Here is a 19,700-nt window from a genome sequence, read left to right as displayed (position 1 = left end):
GTAATCATGCCGTTCATGAATATGTTAATCAATCGGTCGCGCTATTACCGCTACGCCACCTCTAACTGAGGCGGTCGTTGCGCTGTGCACGTCTACCGCCCGAGGCGGCCGGACGTGGGTCTCGCTCCTTGGGCCTTCACACCCAGGAGTCACCATGAACGATCCACACAACGACCTGCTCGGTCATCTACAAGCCCGCGGTTTCGTCCACCAGAGCACCGACCTCGACGGCCTGCGCGCGCACCTTGCGCAGGGACCACGTACCGTCTACCTGGGCTTCGATGCCACCGCCGATAGCCTGCATGTGGGGCATTTGCAGGGCCTGATGCTGATGCGTTGGCTGCAAAAGGCCGGGCATCGGCCGATTCTGCTGATCGGCGGCGCCACGACCCGTATCGGCGACCCGAGCTTTCGCGACGAGAGCCGTCCGATCCTCAAGCCCGCACAGATCCAGGCCAATATAGACGGTATCACGCGCACATTCGGCCGCTACCTGCACCTGGGCGAGGGCGCAGGACGGGTGGTCGACAACGCCGAGTGGCTCGACGGCATTGGCTACCTGGCCTTTCTCGACCAGGTTGGCCGTTACTTCTCGATCAACCGCCTGCTGACCTTCGATGCCGTGCGCCAGCGCCTGGATCGAGAGCATTCGCTGTCGTTCCTGGAGTTCGGCTATACCTTGCTGCAAGCCCACGACTTCACTGAACTGGCGCGCCAGTACGATTGCACCGTGCAGCTGGGCGGGGCGGATCAATGGGCCAATATCATCAATGGTGTGGAGCTGGCCCGGCGGCGCGACCAGCGCCAGTTGTTCGGCCTGACCATGCCCCTGTTGACCAGCAGCGACGGCAAGAAGATGGGTAAGTCGGTCAACGGCGCGGTGTGGCTGGACGAGCGGCGTCTACCGAGCTTCGATTTCTGGCAGTTCTGGCGCAATTGCGATGACCGCGATGTGTCGCGCTTCCTGGCGCTGTTCACCGAACTGTCGTTGACACGTATCGCCGAACTCTGTGCCGAAGGCGGTGCGGCGCTGAACCAGGCCAAGACCTTGCTGGCTGACCACGTCACGGCCCTGGCCCACGGTGCCGAGGCTGCGCGCCAAGCCCGCGAGGCGGCCAGCGGTGTGTTCGGCGCAGGCGAGGCTGGTGGCTTGACCACCCTGACCTTGGCACGCGCCAGCGTTCACGCGGCAAGCCTGGCCGAAGTGCTTGTGCAGGCCGGCTTGCAAACCTCGCGCGGCGCCGCCAGGCGCCTGGCAGAAGGCGGCGGACTGCGCCTGGATGGCGAGGTGGTGACATCAGTGGACGCGCCGCTGCCAGCCGACCGGCAACGCTGGCGCGTCAGCCTGGGCAAGAAACGCCACTACCAGCTGGTGCTCGAATAGCCGCGTACTGGGCAGATGGTTAATGTATTAATGAGCGCGTGCTGGCATACTCGCCAGCACGCTTTTTGTCCACGATGTCCAGGTACGCATGACCACTCCAAGACCTTCTCTCACGCTCACCTTGCTGCAAGCGCGCGAAGCCACCATGGCGTTCTTCCGCCCGGCCCTGAACGCCCACGACCTTACCGAGCAGCAGTGGCGCGTGATCCGTATCCTGCGCCAGCAAGGTGAGCTGGAGAGCCATCAGTTGGCCGAGTTGGCGTGCATCCTCAAGCCCAGCATGAGTGGCGTGCTCAAGCGCCTGGAGCGCGATGGCATCGTGGCGCGGCGCAAATCCAGCGAAGACCAGCGGCGGGTGTTCATCAACCTGACGGTCAAGGGCCAGCAGGCGTTCCTGGCCATGAGCGAAGAGATGGGCCGCAATTACGAGAAGATCCTCAGCCAGTTCGGCGAGGACAAGCTCGAACAACTGATGCAGTTACTCAACGAAATGAAGCGGATCAAGCCCTGAGGCTGCTCAGGGGTTGAGCGACAACGAGTCGTCGAGGATCTTCAGCAGCGACGCTGCACGCCGGGCGTAAACTGACGGGTCTGCATACATCAGCTCCACGTGCAAGCTGTCGATGATGCCCAGGTAGGCATCGGCATACATTTCCAGCCGCGTACCGCCGTTGTCGGCCCAGCGGTAGCGGGCGCGCAGTGCTTGGCAGAAGCCTTCGCGCACACCGTCCAGATAACGCTCGAACGCCGAAGTGACGATGGGCTTGATGTCGGCCGGTGGCAGGAAGGCTGTGCGCAGAACGAAGCGCAGGTTGGCCGAAGCCTGGTAACGCTCGGCCAGGTGCAGCACGAGCCAGTGCCCTGGGGCAATCGAGGCGGCCGCCTCATGTCCGAAGGCCGCTTCGACGAAGGCTGTCTCATGCGCCAGGGCGCGCTGGTAGGTCGCCACGAACAACGCGTCCTTGTTGGCAAAATGCGCATACAACGACGCCTTGCGCATGCCCGCCAGCTGAGCGACTTCGGTGAGCGACGAGGCGTCGTAGCCATGATCGGCAAAGTGCTCGACGGCGGCATCGCATACCCGTGCGGCAGAGGGGGAAAGCGCTTTCAACAACGTCACTCCTGCTGAGCGCGCAGGCCTGCGCGCGAATCGAGGGGCGATTGTGGTTGCCTGCGCGGCAGCGGTCAAATAGCTGGTGTGCTGCCCCATGGAAAGTACAATTTTCTCCTCGGAACGTGCATTTCTCGGCCTGTTCCGACGCCACATACTGAACGTGTCATCGAGATTTCTCGGCAGTCCCAGCCTCATCTGGCCTGCACGTTGACTATCCAACAATAACGAGACCGTTCATGAAAAAGCCCAATCCCTTGCTGGAAGACCTCAAGGCGATCCTGCCGACCATCGCCGCCAACGCTGCCGGTGCAGAACAGCAGCGCAGTGTGCCCGCCGAGAACATCGCCCTGCTCAAAGGCATTGGCCTGCACCGCGCGTTCCTGCCCAAGCCTTACGGTGGCCTTGAGATGTCCCTGCCGCAGTTCGCCCAGTGCATCGCCGTGCTGGCTGGTGCGTGTGCCAGCACTGCCTGGGCCATGAGCCTGCTGTGCACCCACAGCCACCAGATGGCGATGTTCCCGGCCAAGCTGCAACAGGACGTGTGGGGCGATGACCCGGATGCCACGGCCAGCAGCAGTATCGCGCCGTTCGGCCGTACCGAAGAGGTCGAAGGTGGCGTGCGCTTCAGCGGCGAGATGGGCTGGAGCAGCGGTTGCGATCACGCCGAGTGGGCGATCCTGGGGTTTCGACGCAAGAATGCCGAAGGCAGCCAGGATTACTGCTTCGCCATCCTGCCGCGCAGCGACTACGAGATCCGCGACGACTGGTACGCCGTCGGCATGCGCGGCAGCGGCAGCAAGACCTTGATCGTGCGCGATGCGTTCGTCCCCGAGCACCGCATCCAGAAAGCCAAGGACATGATGGAAGGCCAGTCGGCAGGTTTTGGCTTGTACCCCGATAGCCAGATCTTCTTCGCCCCTTACCGCCCGTACTTCGCCAGTGGTTTCTCCACCGTCAGCCTCGGGGTTGCCGAGCGCATGCTCGAGGTGTTCCGCGAAAAGACCCGCAACCGCGTTCGTGCCTACACCGGTGCTGCCGTTGGGGCTGCCACGCCGGCCTTGATGCGTCTGGCCGAGTCCACCCATCAAGTGGCCGCCGCCCGCGCCCTGCTGGAAAAAAGCTGGGACGAAATCGCCGCGTACAGCGAACGCCACGAATACCCCTCCCGCGCCATCTTGGCGTTCTGGCGTACCAACCAGGGCTATGCCGTGAAAATGTGCATTCAGGCGGTCGATCGCCTGATGGAGGCGGCCGGCGGTGGCGCCTGGTTCGAAAGCAACGAGATGCAGCGCCTGTTCCGGGACTCGCACATGACTGGCGCGCATGCCTACACCGACTATGACGTCTGCGCGCAGATCCTGGGCCGTGAGCTGATGGGCCTGGAGCCCGATCCAGCGATGGTCTGAGCCGCCTGATCCACCCCAACCACAACAACAATCAGGGCAGGCCCTTGGCCTGCCTGGGAGTCCTGCATGTCCAACCAAACCGTCACTGCCCAGGCATTCGATAGCCGGGCCTTTCGCCGCGCCCTGGGAAATTTCGCCACCGGTGTCACTGTGGTCACCGCCGCAGGCCCTAGCGGGCGCAAGGTGGGGGTTACCGCCAACAGCTTCAACTCGGTGTCGCTCGACCCAGCGTTGATTTTGTGGAGCATCGACAAACGTTCCACCAGCCATGAGGTGTTCGAAGAGGCTTCGCACTTTGCCGTGAACATCCTGGCGGCTGACCAGATCGATCTGTCGAATAACTTCGCCCGCCCGAAGGAAGATCGCTTTGCCGGTATCGACTTCGAACCCGGTGTCGGCGGTGCGCCGCTGTTCGCCGATTGCGCGGCGCGCTTCGAGTGCGAGAAGTTCCAGCAGCTCGATGGCGGAGATCACTGGATCCTGGTCGGCAAGGTGGTGGCCTTCGATGATTTCGGACGTTCGCCGCTGCTCTATCATCAGGGTGCCTACTCGATGGTGCTGCCGCATACCCGCATGACCCAACGCGCCGAAGGGCATGCGCCGAGCAGCCATTTCCAGGGGCGCTTGCAGCACAACCTGTACTATCTGATGACCCAGGCGCTGCGCGCTTACCAGGCTGACTACCAGCCACGCCAGCTGTGCACCGGCCTGCGCACCAGCGAAGCGCGCATGCTGATGGTGCTGGAGAACGATGCCGGGCTGAGCCTGAACGAGGTGCAGCGCGAAGTTGCGATGCCGGTGCGGGAAATCGAAGAGGCGGTTGCCAACCTCAAGCGCAAGGGCCTGATTGCCGATGACGACGGTCGCGTGCGCTTGTCTGTAAAAGGTGTGGATGAAACCGAAGCGCTGTGGAGCATCGCCCGCGAGCAGCAGGACAAGGTGTTCGGCCAGTTCAGCGCCGAGCAGTTGGAAACCTTCAAGACGGTGCTCAAGGCGATCATCCAGATGTAGCTAAAACGACGCCCCTAGACGTCAAGCCAATTGGGGCCGCGCTGCGGCCCCGATCATTTAGCGGCGAAAGGTTAACTGACGGGTATACCCTAGGCGCTGTTGTGGTATCCCTGCCAGGTCTGCCCCAGCAGCGGGCAAGCCCGCTTCCACCCGCGACTGCACAGCGTCAGTAGACGCCTCCTGCCGGGTTGATACTGGCGGGCGCATCCTTGAATTTGCCCACCAGGCCTTGCAGCCCGCGCATCAGCACGGTGGTATCCACCCCGACTGCCACGAACGCCGCACCTAGCTCGATGTAGCGCCGCGCCAGCTTCTCGTCGGCGCTGAGGATCCCGGCCGCCTTGCCGGCCTTGACGATGCGCACGATGGCATCCTCGATGGCCGCTTGCACCTCGGGATGCCCGGGGTTGCCACGTTGGCCCATGGCCGCACTGAGGTCGGCCGGGCCGATGAATACGCCGTCGACGCCCTCGACCGCGACGATATCGTCCAGGTTGGTCAGACCCTGTATGTTCTCGATTTGCACCAGCAGGCACATTTGCTCGTCGGCCTGGTCGAGGTAGCCGGGGATGCTATTCCAGCGCGAGGCACGCGCCAGGGCGCTGCCCACGCCGCGCACTCCCTTGGGCGGGTACTGCATGGCGCGCACCAGCTGACGGGCCTGCTCGGCACTTTCCACCATCGGCACTAGCAGCGTCTGCGCGCCAATGTCCAGCACTTGCTTGATCAGCGCGGTGTCGCCGATCACCGGGCGAATGACCGGCTGGCTGGGATAGGGCGCCACGGCCTGCAACTGCGCGAGCATCCCGCGCAGGTCGTTGGGTGCGTGTTCGCCGTCGATCAGCAGCCAGTCGAAGCCAGCATTGGCGGCGAGTTCGGCGCAGTAAGCATCCGCCAGCCCCAGCCACAGGCCGATCTGCGGGGTGCCGCTGCGCAGGCGTTGTTTGAAACGATTGATAGGCATGTCCATGTGCGGCTCCTCAGACGAAACGGCAGGCAATCGAGCCGAGCAGGTCGTAGTCGACATGGAAGGTATCGCCAGGGCGCGCAGCGACCGGCCGGGTGAACGAGCCGCCGAGGATGATCTGGCCCGGTTGCAGGGTGACGTCGTAGGCCGCCAGCTTGTTGGCCAGCCACGCCACGCCCTTGGCCGGGTGGTTGAGCACGGCGGCGCTGACCCCGGACTCCTCGATCACGCCGTTGCGATACAGCACGGCCGGCACTTTGCGCAGGTCGATCTCGGTTGGGCGCACGGCACGTCCACCCATCACCACGCCGGCGTTGGCGGCGTTGTCGGAGATGGTGTCGAACACCTTGCGGGTGGCTTGGGTCTGCGGGTCGACCTGCTGGATACGGGCATCGATGATCTCCAGTGCCGGGATTACCCATTCGGTGGCGTCCAGCACATCGAACACGGTGACGTTGGGGCCCTTGAGCGGCTTGCCAAGGATGAACGCCAGCTCCACTTCAACACGCGGCACGATGAAACGCTCGAACGGGATGTCGCTGCCTTCCTCGAACAGCATGTCGTCCAGCAGTGCGCCGTAGTCGGGCTCGGTGATGTTCGACGACACCTGCATGGCGCGCGAGGTCAGGCCGATCTTGTGGCCCACCAGCTTGCGCCCGTTGGCGATTTTCTTTGCGACCCAGGCGCGCTGGATGGCGTAGGCGTCTTCGATGGTGATGCTTGGGTGGTCCAGCGAGAACTGGCGCACTTGCTCGCGGGAGCGTTCGGCCTGGTCGAGGCGCTCGGCCGCTTGCTGTATGAAGGCGTTATCAAGCATGGTCAAAGTCTCAAAGTTCAGGGATTGACGAGGGCGGCCCGGGTGCGCAGCACCAGCAGGCCACCGAGGGTGATGAATACGGCCAGGGCGAACAGCGCCAGGCTTGCGCTCTGGGTGGTATCGCGCACCCAGCCGATGAAGTAGGGCGCGGCGAACGACGCGACGCTGCCCAGCGAACTGATCAGGGCGATGCCCGCCGCTTGCGTGCGGTCATTCAGAAAGGCCGGCGGCAGTTGCCAGAACATCGGCAGGGCCGTGCTTGCGCCCATGCCCGCCAGTACCAATCCTGCCAGCACGGGCCAGGGTTGCTGCGGTGCGATGCCGGCAACCGCGATGCCGGTGGCGGCCATCAACAAGGGGATGCACAGGTGCCAGCGGCGCTCGCGATGGCGGTCCGAGGAGCGTCCGCAGGCCAGCATGAACACGCACCCGGCCAGGTACGGCAGTGCGCTGAGCAAGCCGACGCTGGCATCGCTGCCGATGCCAGCGCCGTGAATCAGGCTGGGCATCCAGAAGGCCAGGGTGTTGACTGCCAGCATCACGGCGCAGTACACCGCCACCAGCAGCCAGATCGCCGGGCTTCTCACGATCCCGCCCAGGGAGGTCACGCTTTTGCGTTGCTCCTCCTGGCCGAACTGGGCCCGCAGCGCGGCTTTCTGGCGATCGTCCAGCCACTGCACCTGTTCGAAACGCTCCGGCAGTGCAGCCAGCACCACCAGGCCCAGCAGCACTACGGGCGCGCCTTCGAGCAGGAACATCCATTGCCAGCCACGCAGCCCGGCGCTGTCGTGCAGGAAGGTCAGTATGGCGCCGGACAACGGCCCGCCTATAACCCCGGCCAGCGGTACGGCAATCGCGAAAAGCGCGGTGACCTGTGCGCGCCGGCCCGATGGATACCAGCGATTGAGGTACACCAGGATGCCGGGGAAGAAGCCGGCTTCCGCCGCGCCCAAGGCAAAGCGCAGCAGGTAGAAGGCGCTGCTGCTGTCAATCAGCAGCATGGCGCTCGACAGCGTGCCCCAGACCACCATCAGGCTGGCGATCCAGCGGCGTGGACCGAGGCGTTCAAGCATCAGGTTGCTGGGCACGCCGAATAGCGCGTAGGCGATGAAGAACAACCCGGCGCCCAGCCCGTAGACCGTATCGGACAAGTGCAGGTCCTGGCTCATCTGGGTCTTGGCGAAGCCGATGTTGATCCGGTCGAGGTGGGCGAACAAATAGCACACCAGCAGCAGCGGCATCAGCCGCCAGGTGACCGTGCGATGAATGCTGTCGGCCAATTCGGCCTGGCCAGGCGCGGCATGTTCCAGAGTGCTCATGATTTTTTTGTACTTGTTGTGTGATGAGGCGAGGGTTGCCCGGTTTCAGGCCGGGCGGTTGAACAACGGGTGCAAGGTGCTGTGCTTGGCGTCGTAGACCTGTTGGTTGCTTTCGTCGATCTGCACGGTGATGCCGATCGGGCGTTGTTGCAGTAGCGGGTCGAGGTGGCGCTTGAGCACTTGTAGCAACTGATCGCCGACTTGCTGGTGCACCTCGGCGCTGCGTCCGCTGGCCATGCGCAGGTTGGCGTACAAGAAGCCGTAGTCGCCCTTGCCGTCGGCCACTGCGCAGTGGGCGGCCGGGTAGGCCAGCACGCGGGTGCCGCCTGTGGGAAACACCGCCTTGCCGCTGGTGTCGCGTTGTTCGAGCATGCTGTCGGCCAGGGCCCGGCACAGGCCGGGGAGGTCGGCGTCGGTTTCCAGGTCAGGGGTGTAGAGCAGGACCAGGTGTGGCATCGGGAACTCCTCGTTGCAATGGCGCCCGGCCGCGTCAAACTGGCCGGGCGGGAAGGTCACAGGCGGCTGCTGGAAAGCACCTGCCCAGGGTGGGCGGCCTGCGCGGGCGGAATGCCCGAGCCGTCCTGGGGCGTGACGGGGAAGATGGCGTTGATTTGCCCCGTGCCGGAGGAGCCGAAATAGGGCGTCACCACCTCGGCCTTGGCGTCGTACTTCGACCAGCCCAGTACGCCTAGCAGCATCGCGGTATCGTGCATGAAGCCCTCGCCGTGGCCCTTGGCCGCGTACTCCGGGAGCATGCGGCAGAACGCATCCCATTCGGCGTTCTCCCACATCTGCACCACGCGCTGGTCGAGGGTTTCCAGGAACGGGCTCCAGATCTTGGTGGCGTAGTCTGGTGCTTGGCCGTTCTGGGCGAAACGGTGGGACAGCGAGCCGCTGGCGAGGAACGCCACGGTGCCGTCGTAGTGATCCTCCACGGCTTTGCGCATCGCCCAGCCCAGGCGTGCGCTGTCGGCCAGGTAGTGCGAGGTGCACAGCGCCGAAACCGAGATCACCTTGAAGTGCTGGTCCTGGTTCATGTAGCGCATCGGCACCAAGGTGCCGTACTCGGGGCCCAGGGTGGTGGCGTGGTGGGCCATGGTCTCGACGTCGAAGCGGTTGCACGCCTCGCCCAGGATCAGCCCCAGTTCCTTGTTGCCGGGGAAGGCATAGGCCATGTTGCTGATGAAGTGCGGCAGTTCGTTGGAGGTGTAGACCCCCTCGAAATGCTCGCCGCACAGAATGTGGTAGTTGGCATTGACCAGCCAGTGGGTATCGAACACCACGATGGTGTCGACGCCCAGCTCACGGCAGCGGCGGCTGATCTCATGGTGGCCGTCGATGGCGGCCTGGCGAAAGCCCTGGCGCGGGCCGGGCAGCTCGGACAGGTACATGGACGGTACGTGGGTGATCTTGGCAGCGAGAGCGACTTTGCCCATGGCAATCTCCGTTCAAAGGATGTTGTTATAAAACGCAGACGAGGTCCCTGCAGGAGCGGGTTCACCCGCGAAGAGGCCAGCGCGATGGTCCGACACTCCGGTAAACCCGCCCCCACAGGACTTATCGCCCGGGCGAAATAGCGTCAAACCCCCCAGCGCGGAATGTGATGGCTGCCCATGGAAATGCACACGTTCTTGATCTCGGCAAACACCTCGAAGCTGTATTGTCCACCTTCGCGGCCGGTACCGGAGCCTTTCACGCCGCCGAATGGCTGGCGCAGGTCGCGTACGTTCTGGCTGTTGATAAACACCATGCCGGCCTCGATGCCACGGGCCAGGCGGTGGGCCTTGCCGATGTCCTGGGTCCAGATGTACGAGGCCAGGCCATATTCGGTGTCGTTGGCCAGTTGCAGGGCTTCGGCCTCGTCCTTGAACGGGATCAGGCATACCACCGGGCCGAAGATCTCTTCCTGGGCGATGCGCATCTTGTTGTTCACGTCAGCGAACACCGTAGGCTGAATGAACTGCCCCTTGGCCAGGTGCGCCGGCAGGTTGGCCGGGCGCTCCAGGCCACCCGCGACCAGGCGCGCGCCTTCTTCCATGCCGATCTTGATGTAGCCCGTCACCTTGTCGTAGTGGGCCTGAGTGATCATCGAGCCTACTTGAGTCTTCGGATCGGTAGGGTCACCAACAATCAGGCGTTTGGCGCGGGCTGCAAAGGTTTCGACGAACTGCGCGTACACGCTTTCCTGGATGAAGATGCGGCTGCCGGCAGTGCAGCGCTCGCCGTTGAGCGAGAAGATGGTGAACAGCGCGGCGTCCAGGGCGCGGTCCAAGTCGGCGTCTTCGAAGATCACTACTGGCGACTTGCCGCCCAGTTCCATCGAGTACTTTTTAAGGCCCGCGGTCTGCATGATCTTGCGCCCGGTGGCGGTGCCGCCGGTGAAGGAGATCGCGCGAACGTCCGGGTGACGCACCAGGGCGTCGCCCGCGGTGGCACCGTAACCCTGAATCACGTTGAGCACGCCATTCGGGATGCCGGCCTCGACCGCCAGGCGGCCCAGTTCGTTGGCGGTCAGCGGCGACAGCTCGCTCATTTTCAGCACCGCCGTGTTACCCAGCGCCAGGCACGGCGCGGTCTTCCAGGTGGCGGTCATGAACGGCACGTTCCACGGGCTGACCAAGCCACACACGCCCACCGGCTGGTAGAGGGTGTAGTTGAGCATCTGGTCGTCGACCGGGTAAGTGTGGCCATCCATGCGCGTGCAGACTTCGGCGAAGAAGTCGAAGTTATGCGAGGCACGCGGGATCAGTACGTTCTTGGTCTGGTGGATCGGCAGGCCGGTGTCGAGAGTCTCCAGTTCCGCCAGTTTCGGCACGTTCTGGTCGATCAGCTCACCGAGCTTGCGCATCAGCCGCGCACGTTCCTTGGCGGGCGTGTTGGCCCACTTGGGGAACGCTTCTTTTGCTGCTGCCACAGCCTGCGCCACTTCCTCGGCGCCGCCGCTGGCGACTTCGCAGATGGCCTCGCCGGTGGCTGGGTTGTAGTTGACGAAGGTGTCTTTACTCTCGACCTCACGGCCGTTGATCCAGTGCTTGATCATGCTGCTCATGCCTTGTTGTTCTTGAAGAAATCAGCTTCGCTGACGATCCGGTTGACCAGCCGACCGACACCTTCCACTTCCACCACCACTTCATCGCCCGGCACTACGTCGGCCAGGCCTTCCGGCGTGCCGGTGGCGATCATGTCGCCCGGTTGCAGGGTCATGAAGCTGGAGAAGTATTCGATCAGGTGCGGGATGTCGAAGATCATGTCCGCGGTGGTGCCTTCCTGGGTCAGCTCACCGTTGATCCAGGTGCGCAGCTTGAGGTTGCTGACATCCGGCACATCGGCGGCATCGACGATCCACGGGCCGACCGGGGTGGTGGCGTCACGGTTCTTCACGCGCAGGTTGGGGCGGTAGTAGTTTTCGAGGTAGTCGCGGATGGCGTAGTCGTTGCACACGGTATAGCCGGCGACATACTCCAGGGCGTGCTCGCGCTTGACGTTCTTGGCCGGCTTGCCGATGACCGCAACCAGCTCGCACTCGTAGTGCATGTACTTGACGTTGTCCGGGCGCCAGGTGACCTGGTCATGGCCGGTGTAGGTGCCCGGCGACTTGATGAACGCCAGCGGCTCGGTGGGTGGCGCGAACGCCAGTTCACGGGCGTGGTCGGCGTAGTTCAGGCCCAGGGCGAACATGCTGCCGTTGGCCGGTGGCAGCCACTGGAACTGACCGTCGGCCAGCAGGCGGCCATCGGCCAGGCGTACCTGGTTGTCGTGCTCGACGGTGACGGCGTGATCGCAACCTTCGAAACGGATACGGGCGTGTTTCATGCGGGCTCTCCGGGCTCGGCGACGATGGTGTTGGCCAGGCGGCCAAGGCCTGTGATCTGCACTTCGACGTGATCGCCTGGTTTGACATCGACACGCCCCTCCGGGGTGCCGGTGATCAAGACGTCGCCGGCGTGCAGGGTCATGAACTCGCTGAGTTCGGCAATCAGTTGGGGAATGCTTCGTACCAGGTTGGCCGTGGTGTTTTCCTGCACCACCACACCGTTGACGGTGAGGGTCAGGATCAGCTGGTGCGGGTCGGTGATGGCCGACACCGGCACCAGTTTCGGGCCGATGGCGCAAAAGCCGTCACGGCACTTAGCCTTGACGGCCGGGCGGTAGTAGCTGTCCTCAGGCAGGCTGTATTCGTTGACGATGGTGTAGCCGGCCACGTGGGCCAGAGCATCGGCCTCGCTGACCCGGCTGGCATCCTTGCCGATCACCACGCCCAGCGCGGGGCCCGGTTGCAGTCGCTCGCCTGCCGGATGGACCACGTCGGCACCGTGGGCGTTGCGGGTGTTCGGGGTCTTGATGAACAGTACCGGCTTGACCGGCGCCTGCTTGTACGGCGGCTGTTCGAACTCAGCCAGACGCTGCTGTAGCAGACCGTTGTAGTTCAGCGCTACGCCGAACACGGTGCCGTTCGCAACGTCATGCAACGCATGGCTCATGCTTTTCTCCTGACGGTGGTGGGCAGCTCGGCTGCCCGGCAAATTCGTTAATGTGTTAATGTTATAGTTAATATGTTAACGATGGTCAAGCGACTCGCTTGTGGTATCTGCCGTGGCAGATGCACCATGGGCCGGGTCAAGCGAACAGTGGACAGGCAGCAATGAACGATCGGCATCCCATTCCGAACATCAACATCGGCCAGGTCTACGATCAGCGCTATAGCGACAGCGAGGTGCACTACGACCGTCTGGGCAACCTTGCCGGGTTTTTCGGTCGCAACATGCCGGTGCATCGGCACGACCGCTTTTTCCAGGTGCATTACGTCAAGTCTGGGACGGTGCGGGTGTACCTGGACGACCAGCAGTTCATCGAGTCGGGGCCGATGTTCTTTCTCACTCCGCCGACCGTGCCCCATTCGTTCGTCACCGAGCCTGACAGCGATGGGCATGTGCTGACTGTGCGCCAGCAACTGGTGTGGCAACTGATCGAGGCCGACGCCAGCCTGCTGCCGGCCGGTGTGCAGGTGCGTCCGGCCTGCGTGGCGCTGGGCAAGTTGCCTGCGGCGTTCATGGCGCCAGCGCGGCGTCTGGAAAGCTGGCTGGAGGCGCTCAGCGAGGAGTTCGCCAGCCTGCATCCAGGACGCGAGGCGGCGCTGCAATCGTTGACCCGCTTGATCATGATCAGCTTGCTGCGGCTGTGCCCTAACTCCCGTGAGGCGACCCCGGCGCGGCACGAGGACCTGAAGATCTTCCACCGCTTCAACGCACTGATCGAGGCGCACTACCTGGCGCACTGGCCGCTGGCGCGCTACGCCGAGCATATCGGTGTGACCGAGGCGCGGCTCAACGATGTCTGCCGGCGTATCGCCGACCTGCCGTCCAAGCAACTGGTGTTGGAGCGGGTCATGCAGGAGGCGCGGCGACTGCTGTTGTTTTCCGGCAGCTCGGTGAACGAGATCTGCTATCGGCTGGGCTTCAAGGACCCGGCTTACTTCAGCCGGTTCTTCACCCGCTACGCGAAACTCACCCCCGGCGAGTACCGTCAGCGGCAGTCGGGATTGCAGTGAATCGGCCACGGTAGGCACCTGCAAGCGTTGTCGTTGTTTGAGCGTGATCCTCGCACCCGAGCGTGCCGGCTTGAATGGGATTTTCGTGGTACAGCTTGTACTTTCCATAGGCTGCGCTGGCGGTTGTCCTGCGGCCTCGATGGCCCTAATCTTGGCCACTGCACAGACCGCACAGGCGTTTCCATGACCAAAACCCAACCTTCGCTGACCTTGAGCCTGTTGCAGGCCAGGGAAGCGGCCATGGCGTTCTTCCGGCCGCTGCTCAATGCACATGAGCTGACCGAGCAGCAGTGGCGGGTGATTCGTATCCTCAGTCAGCAGGGGGAGCTGGAGAGCCACCAGTTGGCGCACCAAGCCTGCATCCTCAAGCCGAGCATGACCGGCGTGCTCGCGCGCCTGGAGCGCGACGGGCTGGTGAGCCGACGCAAGGCCAGCGAGGATCAGCGACGGGTATTCGTCGACCTTACCGAGCGCGGCCATGCGTGTTTCGCCTCGATGCGCGAGGGCATGGAAGCCAACTACCTGAAGATCCAGGCGCAGTTCGGTGAAGAGAAGTTGCAGCAACTGATGGGCTTGCTGAACGAACTCAAACGCATCGCGCCTTAGCGTCGCGGTGGCGGCGGGCATACGCCGCTCAAGCCTTGAAACGCTGGATCAGCCCCTGCTGACGCAGTGCCAGGTCATTGAGTGCATGGCTCAAGGCCGCGCCTTGGCCAGCCTGCTCCGACAGCGTGTTGACGACCGTGCGCACAGCCTCGACGTTGCGGTTGATCTCTTCGGCAACGCTGCTTTGCTGTTCGGCGGCGCAGGCGATCTGCACGTTCATGTCGGTGATCACGCCCACCGCCTGACGGATGTCTCCCAGTACCTGTAGCGCCTGGCGCGTCTGCTCGACGTTGTTCTGCGCCTGCGCGTTGCTGTGCTGCATGGCGGCCGTAACGTCACGGGTGCCTTGGCGCAGGTTGTCGATCACCACGCCAATCTCGTGTACCGACACCTGGGTGCGTTGGGCCAGCCCACGTACCTCGTCGGCCACCACCGCGAAGCCACGCCCGGCATCGCCAGCCCGCGCGGCCTCGATCGCCGCGTTGAGGGCGAGCAGGTTAGTCTGCTGGGCAATCGCGAGGATGACGTCGAGCACCGAGCCGATCTGTTCGCTGCTGCTTGCCAGGCTTTGCAGGCGCTGCATCGCGGCGTGCATGTCGGTCGCCAACGCATCGATGCCTTGGGTGGACTGCTGCAAGACCTGCACCCCGTTGCCGGTGGCTTGCTCGGCGTGGCGTGCGGCATCCGCCGCCTGGGCGGCGCTGTGGGTGGCGCTGTGTGCGCTGGCTGACATTTGTTGCACGGCGGTGGCCATCTGTTCGATTTCCACCACCTGCTGCTGCATGCCCTGGTCGGTCAGGCGCGCAATGCGTTGTGACTGGTCAGCCGTGTCGTGGGTGTCGTGCACCGCCTGTTGTACTTGCGCGATTACCGGTTGCAAGCGATCAAGAAAACGGTCGAATGCATCGCTCAGGCGGCCCAGCTCATCCCGGCGTGGGTAGGCCAGACGCCGGGTCAGATCGCCATCGCCTTCGGCGATGTCATGCAGCCGGCTGGCGACGTGGAGGATCGGGCGGGTCACGCGGCGCGCGGCCCAACCCATCATGACGATGCCTGCCAGCGCCAGCAGCAGGCCCAGCCCCAGCTCCCGACCGAGGCTCTCGAACTGTTGCGCCTGCATGTGCGTCTGCAGCTTCAACACGGGCGCTTCGAGCACCTGCCGCGGGACCGACACCCGAACGCTCCAGGGCTGTGCATCGTCGATCGGTTGCACCGGGACTTGCACGTCAAGCTGCTCAGCGTCGGGCGATGCTTGCCGGTTGGCAAGCGTGCCTACCCGCTGCGGCAGGGCGCTGTCGGCCGCGACCAGGCCGTTGGCGCTGAGTATCGCCAGCGCGCCGTGGCCGTCGTACAGCCCGGCGCTGGCCGCCTGGGCGTTGTTCTGCAAGGCCTGAAGGCTGATGTCTAGGCCCAGCACGCCGAGGACCTGGCCGTCGACGATCAGCGGCACGGTCACGCTGGTGACCAGGGTCGGTGTACCGCTGGAGTCGTCCAGGTACGGCTCCAGTACACAAGCGCGGGCGCTGTGCAGCGAGCAGGTGTAGAACGCATTGGCTGGCGCGCCGCTAGGCCCTGGGGTGTCGTTGCCCAGCAGTGCCTCGTCGCCTGATACCGCTTGCAACTGGCCGGCCTGTGGGCGTAGCCAGTACAGCGTGAAGCGGCCGCTGTCGTTTGCACCGAAGGCCGACTGGCCAACGAACGCCGCATCCTGGCCATCCAGGGCATCGGGTGCGAAGGCAACGAACAGGCCGAGCAGTTCTGGGCGCTCGTCGATCGCCTCGCGCAGGACCTGCACCAGGGTCTGGCGCAAGGCGCGCGAGGCCGCAAGATCCTTACCGGCCTGGGCCCGCAAGTGCAACAGTTGGCGCGCCACACCTTGGGCGAACTCGCGGCTCTGGATGAAGCGCTGACGCAGTTGCAGCGCCTGGGCCTGCGCTTGACCTTGCAGGTTGTCGCGTGCGGCGTCGCGCAACAGGGCGCTGGCACTGCCGGCGATGGTCTGGGCGTCACTGCGCCGTTGTTCAAGCGACAACCCGGCGAGCAGGCCGACGACGGCCATCAGGCACAGGCTGGCCAGCAGCGTGATGGTGTTCTGAATGTTCAATGCCTGGGCTCCCTTGTAGGTCTGCCCCCGCAGGCTACCGCTGCCAAGTGGCCAGCCCTAGGCCCTGGCACGGGCGCGCAAATGCCCGGCAGGCTGGTACAAGTACGTCTGTACCGGCCTGGCGGTGGCCAATTTATCCTTCAGTGGCCAGGCTGATGGCGTTTGTTCAGGCGTCGGCGTGCTCGCGCCGATAGGCGTAGGTTTCGGCGAAGCGCGAGAGCATGTAGGCACTGCACGACACCGGCGGATAGCGCGGTGGGTTGTCGGGGCCTGAGCAGTTGGGCAGGCAACTGATCTGGGTGTCCGGGTGAGGCTCTGCGAAAAACGGCATCGAGTAGCGATCGACCCCCGAGGGGCTGATGACCCGGTGCGGGGTGGAGGTGTAACGGTCGTTGCTCCAGCGCGCCATCATGTCGCCGATATTGACCACGTAGGTGCCGTCGATAGGTGGTGCGTCGATCCACTGGCCGTCGCGGCTTTGCACTTGCAAGCCGCCAGCAGCATCTTGATAGAGCAGGGTGATGCAGCCGTAGTCGGTGTGCGCCCCAGCCCCTTGCTGCTCGGCGCTGCTGGCGGTCTGGCGGGGTGGGTAATGGATCATGCGCAACACGCTGATCGGCTCAGCGAAGCGCTGGGCGAAGAAGTCTGCTTGGATATCCAGGGCCTCGGCCATGGCCTGCAACAGCACCAGCGACAGCGCGTGCATGTCTTCATAGTGTTGTTGCAGCAGCGCCTCCCAACCGGCAATCGCAGGGTGTCGGTTAGGCCCGCGCAAGGGTTTTTGCGCCAGCACCTCGGGGTGCTCGGCGGCCATATGAAAGCCCATGTCGAACGTCTCTTTCAGGTCGCTTGGGCGACTCGGGTCGAGCTGTTCGGTGGCGATGGCGCCGTAGCCCCTGTGGTGCGTGCTCTGGGTGATGTCGATGCGCAGCTTTTCTGGCAGTGGACGGGCGAAGAAGTCTTCGGCAGCGGCCTTGAGCGCGGCGATGCGCGTGGCCGGAATCGGGTGGCCCTTGATGTAGTAGAAACCCCAGTGCCGGCAGGCGTCGTCTATCTGACGCGCCACTGCCTGGCGGGCGCTGGGATCGTGCAGGTACAACGGGGCGATGTCGATGATGGGCAGGGTGTTCATCTGGGCTCCGTAAACAAGGAAAAACAGGCTCCCAGGCCGCGACGACGCGGGGCGCGACCTGGGTGGCGGGTGGTTACTTGGGCAGTTGCGCGGTAATGCCTTTGACGTAGTAGTCCATGCCTGCCAGTTCCGCGTTGCTGGCGACTGCCCCGTCGGCGATGCGTACCGCACCGCTGTGGTCCAGCACGGGGCCTGTGAACGGATGGAACGCGCCGCTCTTGATGCTGGCGATGATCTGCTCGGCTTCGCTTTTGACCTGCGCCGGTACCAGCTCGCTGATCGGCAACTCGATCGTCCCTTGTGCCAGGCCACCCCAGTAATCCTGAGACTTCCAGGTGCCATCGATGACCGCCTGGGTGCTCTTGATGTAGTGCGGCCCCCAGTTGTTGACGATGGAGGTGAGCACTGCCTTGGGCCCGAAGTGGGCCATGTCCGAGGCGTAGCCCACGGCATACACGCCGCGTCGTTGCGCGGTCTGGATCGGCGCGGGGCTGTCGGTGTGCTGGAACAGCACGTCCACGCCTTGGTCGATCAGCGCATTGGCGGCATCGGCTTCCTTGCCGGGGTCGAACCAGGAGTTGACCCACACCACCTTGATCTCGGTGCCAGGGTTGTACTTGTCCAAGGCCAGCTGGATAGCGTTGATGTCGCGCAACACTTCAGGGATCGGGAAGGAGGCGATGTAGCCGATTTTCCGGGTCTTGGTCATTTTCGCGGCGAGGTAGCCGCCGACATAGCGGCCTTCGTAGGAGGTCGCCAGGTAGGTGCCGAGGTTCTTGTCCTGCTTGTAGCCGGTGGCGTGTTCGAAGGTGACCTTGGGGAACTGCTTGGCAACCTTGGCGGTGGGGTTCATGTAGCCGAACGAGGTGGCGAACACCAGGTCGTAGCCGTCCTTGGCCATGTTGCGGATGACCCGCTCTGCATCGGCGCCTTCGGGGACGTTTTCGACGAAGTGGGTGTCGACTTTATCGCCGAACTGCTTGATCAATGCCTGACGGCCCTGTTCGTGCTGGTAGGTCCAGCCGTGGTCGCCGATGGGGCCGATATACACGAAACCGACTTTCAGTGGGTCGGCGGCCGAAGCGGACAGTGCCGTGCTCAGGCCGATGGCGGCAGCCAGGGTGCGCAGCAGGTGCTTGCGTTTGGTGTGGTGCATCGAGGGGGCTCCTGTTGGTCTTCTTGATGGCCGTGTTGGGCTATTGAGTTGTTTGCAAAAACCTGACCAGATGGGCAAAAACCTGGCATTGCGCGGCTGGCCTGCATTGTCTGGCGGCTCGCGGACGCGTGACAGCGGGCGCGCCGCGCCCTGATGGTGCACGGACTGGGATTCGGGGCGCTGTGCGCCCCAGGCCCGCTCAGTGACCGGCCTTCCAGGGTTGCCCCAGCGATACCGGGGCATACAGTCGGGTCTTGAGTGCATCGCGTGAGAGCAGCACCAGCACCAGAATGGTCGCCACGTACGGCAGCATCGCCAGCAGGTTGGCCGGCACGCTCACGCCGATGCCCTGGGCGACCAGGTGCAGGATGCTGGCCAGGCCGAAGAGGTAGGCGCCGAGCATCACGCGCAGCACTTTCCAACTGGCGAACACCACCAGCGCCAAGGCGATCCAGCCGCGCCCGGCGCTCATGTTCTCGGCCCACATCGGTGTATAGGCCAGCGACAGGTAGCCTCCGGCAAGCCCGGCCATGGCCCCGCCGAACAGCACCGCCAGGGTACGTACCCGCAGCACCGGCAGACCCATGGCGCTGGCCGCATCGGGGTTCTCGCCCACGGCCTGGAGTACCAGGCCCATGCGGCTTTTGAGCAGCCCCCAGGCAATCAGCCCGAATAGCCCGAACGACAGGTACACCAGCACATCCTGGCGGAACAGCATGTGGCCAATGACCGGCAGATCGACCAGCAGGGGAATGGCCAGTGGCTCGAAACCGGCCAGCGGCTTGCCGACCCAGGCGCTCCCGACGAAGGACGACAGCCCCACGCCGAAGATGGTCAGGGCAAGCCCGGTGGCCACCTGGTTGGCCTGGCAACCCAGCGCCACCAGGGCAAAAAGCGAGGCCAGCAGCATGCCGGCCAGGCACGCCATCATCACGCCCAGCCACAGGTTGCCAGTGGCGAATGCGGCGATGAAACCGACCACCGCGCCGAACAGCATCATGCCTTCCTGGCCCAGGTTGAGCACGCCGCTCTTTTCGCACACCAGTTCGCCCAGGGCCACCAGCAGCAGCGGGGTGCCACAGCGCACCATGGCGTTGAGGATATTGCCGATCAAATCCAGATCCATAGTCGAAACC

Annotated in this window: 19 protein-coding genes and 1 pseudogene; 6 read left to right on the top strand and 14 right to left on the bottom strand. The window is 64.1% G+C overall.

Going from position 1 to position 19,700, the window contains the following annotated elements; all coding sequences use genetic code 11:
• The first annotated feature begins 154 nt into the window (after nucleotides 1–154).
• Nucleotides 155–1,384, top strand: coding sequence for a tyrosine--tRNA ligase (tyrS, locus tag ACNFIC_RS20640; RefSeq protein WP_416781791.1), 1,230 nt, complete (start codon nucleotides 155–157; stop codon nucleotides 1,382–1,384).
• An 88-nt stretch (nucleotides 1,385–1,472) separates the two neighbouring features.
• Nucleotides 1,473–1,895 carry a homoprotocatechuate degradation operon regulator HpaR gene (gene hpaR / locus ACNFIC_RS20635; RefSeq protein ID WP_138218124.1) on the top strand — a complete coding sequence of 141 codons (423 nt, stop codon included), beginning with the start codon at nucleotides 1,473–1,475 and terminating at the stop codon, nucleotides 1,893–1,895.
• A 6-nt stretch (nucleotides 1,896–1,901) separates the two neighbouring features.
• Here hpaR (ACNFIC_RS20635) and ACNFIC_RS20630 read toward each other — a convergent pair whose 3' ends face one another.
• Nucleotides 1,902–2,495, bottom strand: coding sequence for a TetR/AcrR family transcriptional regulator (locus ACNFIC_RS20630; protein WP_240791712.1), 594 nt, complete (start codon nucleotides 2,493–2,495; stop codon nucleotides 1,902–1,904).
• A gap of 239 nt (nucleotides 2,496–2,734) precedes the next feature.
• On the opposite strand from ACNFIC_RS20630, the gene ACNFIC_RS20625 reads away from it, so the two are divergent.
• Together ACNFIC_RS20625 and ACNFIC_RS20620 are read left to right on the top strand one after the other, a co-directional pair.
• Complete coding sequence (locus ACNFIC_RS20625; RefSeq protein ID WP_416781789.1) at nucleotides 2,735–3,904, top strand: p-hydroxyphenylacetate 3-hydroxylase oxygenase component; 1,170 nt, start codon at nucleotides 2,735–2,737, stop codon at nucleotides 3,902–3,904.
• Nucleotides 3,905–3,970: 66 nt separating this feature from the next.
• Nucleotides 3,971–4,915: a p-hydroxyphenylacetate 3-hydroxylase reductase component gene (locus ACNFIC_RS20620; protein WP_138218121.1), complete on the top strand. Its 945-nt coding sequence runs from the start codon at nucleotides 3,971–3,973 to the stop codon at nucleotides 4,913–4,915.
• Nucleotides 4,916–5,081: 166 nt separating this feature from the next.
• On the opposite strand, the gene hpaI is transcribed toward ACNFIC_RS20620, so the two are convergent.
• From hpaI to ACNFIC_RS20580, 8 genes are all read right to left on the bottom strand, one after another.
• Entirely contained in the window at nucleotides 5,082–5,885 is an 804-nt protein-coding gene (gene hpaI / locus ACNFIC_RS20615; RefSeq protein ID WP_416781787.1) for a 4-hydroxy-2-oxoheptanedioate aldolase, read from the bottom strand.
• A 10-nt stretch (nucleotides 5,886–5,895) separates the two neighbouring features.
• Entirely contained in the window at nucleotides 5,896–6,699 is an 804-nt protein-coding gene (gene hpaH / locus ACNFIC_RS20610) for a 2-oxo-hept-4-ene-1,7-dioate hydratase (RefSeq protein ID WP_416781786.1), read from the bottom strand.
• A 17-nt stretch (nucleotides 6,700–6,716) separates the two neighbouring features.
• Nucleotides 6,717–8,018, bottom strand: coding sequence for an MFS transporter (locus ACNFIC_RS20605; protein WP_416781785.1), 1,302 nt, complete (start codon nucleotides 8,016–8,018; stop codon nucleotides 6,717–6,719).
• A 45-nt stretch (nucleotides 8,019–8,063) separates the two neighbouring features.
• The gene (locus ACNFIC_RS20600; protein ID WP_138218117.1) at nucleotides 8,064–8,474 is read right to left on the bottom strand and encodes a 5-carboxymethyl-2-hydroxymuconate Delta-isomerase; all 411 of its coding nucleotides are present in this window, start codon (nucleotides 8,472–8,474) and stop codon (nucleotides 8,064–8,066) included.
• Nucleotides 8,475–8,530: 56 nt separating this feature from the next.
• Nucleotides 8,531–9,454 (bottom strand): 3,4-dihydroxyphenylacetate 2,3-dioxygenase, encoded by a 924-nt coding sequence (hpaD, locus tag ACNFIC_RS20595; RefSeq protein ID WP_416781784.1) that lies wholly within the window; start codon nucleotides 9,452–9,454, stop codon nucleotides 8,531–8,533.
• Nucleotides 9,455–9,597: 143 nt separating this feature from the next.
• Entirely contained in the window at nucleotides 9,598–11,058 is a 1,461-nt protein-coding gene (gene hpaE, locus ACNFIC_RS20590; protein WP_138218176.1) for a 5-carboxymethyl-2-hydroxymuconate semialdehyde dehydrogenase, read from the bottom strand.
• Between the two features lie 5 nt (nucleotides 11,059–11,063).
• On the bottom strand, nucleotides 11,064–11,831 hold the full coding sequence (locus ACNFIC_RS20585; protein ID WP_138218115.1) for a fumarylacetoacetate hydrolase family protein: 768 nt from the start codon (nucleotides 11,829–11,831) through the stop codon (nucleotides 11,064–11,066).
• Nucleotides 11,828–12,499, bottom strand: a complete 672-nt coding sequence (locus ACNFIC_RS20580) for a fumarylacetoacetate hydrolase family protein (RefSeq protein WP_416781783.1) — start codon at nucleotides 12,497–12,499, stop codon at nucleotides 11,828–11,830. The genes ACNFIC_RS20585 and ACNFIC_RS20580 overlap by 4 nt, the downstream gene beginning before the upstream one ends.
• 161 nt (nucleotides 12,500–12,660) lie before the next feature.
• Between ACNFIC_RS20580 and hpaA the strand changes: the two genes are divergently transcribed.
• Both hpaA and hpaR (ACNFIC_RS20570) read left to right on the top strand, forming a co-directional pair.
• A complete protein-coding gene (gene hpaA / locus ACNFIC_RS20575; RefSeq protein ID WP_138218113.1) occupies nucleotides 12,661–13,566 on the top strand; it encodes a 4-hydroxyphenylacetate catabolism regulatory protein HpaA in 906 nt (301 codons plus the stop codon).
• Between the two features lie 183 nt (nucleotides 13,567–13,749).
• Nucleotides 13,750–14,172: a homoprotocatechuate degradation operon regulator HpaR gene (gene hpaR / locus ACNFIC_RS20570; RefSeq protein ID WP_138218112.1), complete on the top strand. Its 423-nt coding sequence runs from the start codon at nucleotides 13,750–13,752 to the stop codon at nucleotides 14,170–14,172.
• Between the two features lie 28 nt (nucleotides 14,173–14,200).
• Here the strand turns inward: hpaR (ACNFIC_RS20570) and ACNFIC_RS20565 are convergent, their stop codons facing one another.
• The 5 genes and pseudogenes from ACNFIC_RS20565 to ACNFIC_RS20545 form a co-directional block, all read right to left on the bottom strand.
• Nucleotides 14,201–14,926: a methyl-accepting chemotaxis protein gene (locus ACNFIC_RS20565; protein ID WP_416781918.1), complete on the bottom strand. Its 726-nt coding sequence runs from the start codon at nucleotides 14,924–14,926 to the stop codon at nucleotides 14,201–14,203.
• A gap of 132 nt (nucleotides 14,927–15,058) precedes the next feature.
• Nucleotides 15,059–16,231: pseudogene (locus tag ACNFIC_RS20560) on the bottom strand (HAMP domain-containing protein); the annotation flags it as partial.
• A gap of 211 nt (nucleotides 16,232–16,442) precedes the next feature.
• Nucleotides 16,443–17,408, bottom strand: coding sequence for an isopenicillin N synthase family dioxygenase (locus tag ACNFIC_RS20555; RefSeq protein ID WP_416781780.1), 966 nt, complete (start codon nucleotides 17,406–17,408; stop codon nucleotides 16,443–16,445).
• A 73-nt stretch (nucleotides 17,409–17,481) separates the two neighbouring features.
• Complete coding sequence (locus ACNFIC_RS20550) at nucleotides 17,482–18,564, bottom strand: BMP family ABC transporter substrate-binding protein (RefSeq protein ID WP_416781779.1); 1,083 nt, start codon at nucleotides 18,562–18,564, stop codon at nucleotides 17,482–17,484.
• Between the two features lie 199 nt (nucleotides 18,565–18,763).
• On the bottom strand, nucleotides 18,764–19,690 hold the full coding sequence (locus ACNFIC_RS20545; protein ID WP_138218109.1) for an ABC transporter permease: 927 nt from the start codon (nucleotides 19,688–19,690) through the stop codon (nucleotides 18,764–18,766).
• Nucleotides 19,691–19,700 lie beyond the last annotated feature (10 nt).

Origin of the sequence: Pseudomonas sp. NY15463 (assembly GCF_048068415.1) — a bacterium.
Lineage (GTDB): Bacteria > Pseudomonadota > Gammaproteobacteria > Pseudomonadales > Pseudomonadaceae > Aquipseudomonas > Aquipseudomonas mosselii_C.
Note: the sequence above shows the minus strand (reverse complement) of the source record. Positions and strands in the feature narration are given on the sequence as shown.

Bases quoted from the DNA above. Each gene is read 5' to 3' on its own strand.
- tyrS (WP_416781791.1), top strand. From the start codon at position 155: ATGAACGATCCACACAACGACCTGCTCGGTCATCTACAAGCCCGCGGT.
- hpaR (WP_138218124.1), top strand. From the start codon at position 1,473: ATGACCACTCCAAGACCTTCTCTCACGCTCACCTTGCTGCAAGCGCGC.
- ACNFIC_RS20625 (WP_416781789.1), top strand. From the start codon at position 2,735: ATGAAAAAGCCCAATCCCTTGCTGGAAGACCTCAAGGCGATCCTGCCG.
- ACNFIC_RS20620 (WP_138218121.1), top strand. From the start codon at position 3,971: ATGTCCAACCAAACCGTCACTGCCCAGGCATTCGATAGCCGGGCCTTT.
- hpaI (WP_416781787.1), bottom strand. From the start codon at position 5,885: ATGGACATGCCTATCAATCGTTTCAAACAACGCCTGCGCAGCGGCACC.
- hpaH (WP_416781786.1), bottom strand. From the start codon at position 6,699: ATGCTTGATAACGCCTTCATACAGCAAGCGGCCGAGCGCCTCGACCAG.
- ACNFIC_RS20605 (WP_416781785.1), bottom strand. From the start codon at position 8,018: ATGAGCACTCTGGAACATGCCGCGCCTGGCCAGGCCGAATTGGCCGAC.
- ACNFIC_RS20600 (WP_138218117.1), bottom strand. From the start codon at position 8,474: ATGCCACACCTGGTCCTGCTCTACACCCCTGACCTGGAAACCGACGCC.
- hpaD (WP_416781784.1), bottom strand. From the start codon at position 9,454: ATGGGCAAAGTCGCTCTCGCTGCCAAGATCACCCACGTACCGTCCATG.
- hpaE (WP_138218176.1), bottom strand. From the start codon at position 11,058: ATGATCAAGCACTGGATCAACGGCCGTGAGGTCGAGAGTAAAGACACC.
- ACNFIC_RS20585 (WP_138218115.1), bottom strand. From the start codon at position 11,831: ATGAAACACGCCCGTATCCGTTTCGAAGGTTGCGATCACGCCGTCACC.
- ACNFIC_RS20580 (WP_416781783.1), bottom strand. From the start codon at position 12,499: ATGAGCCATGCGTTGCATGACGTTGCGAACGGCACCGTGTTCGGCGTA.
- hpaA (WP_138218113.1), top strand. From the start codon at position 12,661: ATGAACGATCGGCATCCCATTCCGAACATCAACATCGGCCAGGTCTAC.
- hpaR (WP_138218112.1), top strand. From the start codon at position 13,750: ATGACCAAAACCCAACCTTCGCTGACCTTGAGCCTGTTGCAGGCCAGG.
- ACNFIC_RS20565 (WP_416781918.1), bottom strand. From the start codon at position 14,926: ATGGCCACCGCCGTGCAACAAATGTCAGCCAGCGCACACAGCGCCACC.
- ACNFIC_RS20555 (WP_416781780.1), bottom strand. From the start codon at position 17,408: ATGAACACCCTGCCCATCATCGACATCGCCCCGTTGTACCTGCACGAT.
- ACNFIC_RS20550 (WP_416781779.1), bottom strand. From the start codon at position 18,564: ATGCACCACACCAAACGCAAGCACCTGCTGCGCACCCTGGCTGCCGCC.
- ACNFIC_RS20545 (WP_138218109.1), bottom strand. From the start codon at position 19,690: ATGGATCTGGATTTGATCGGCAATATCCTCAACGCCATGGTGCGCTGT.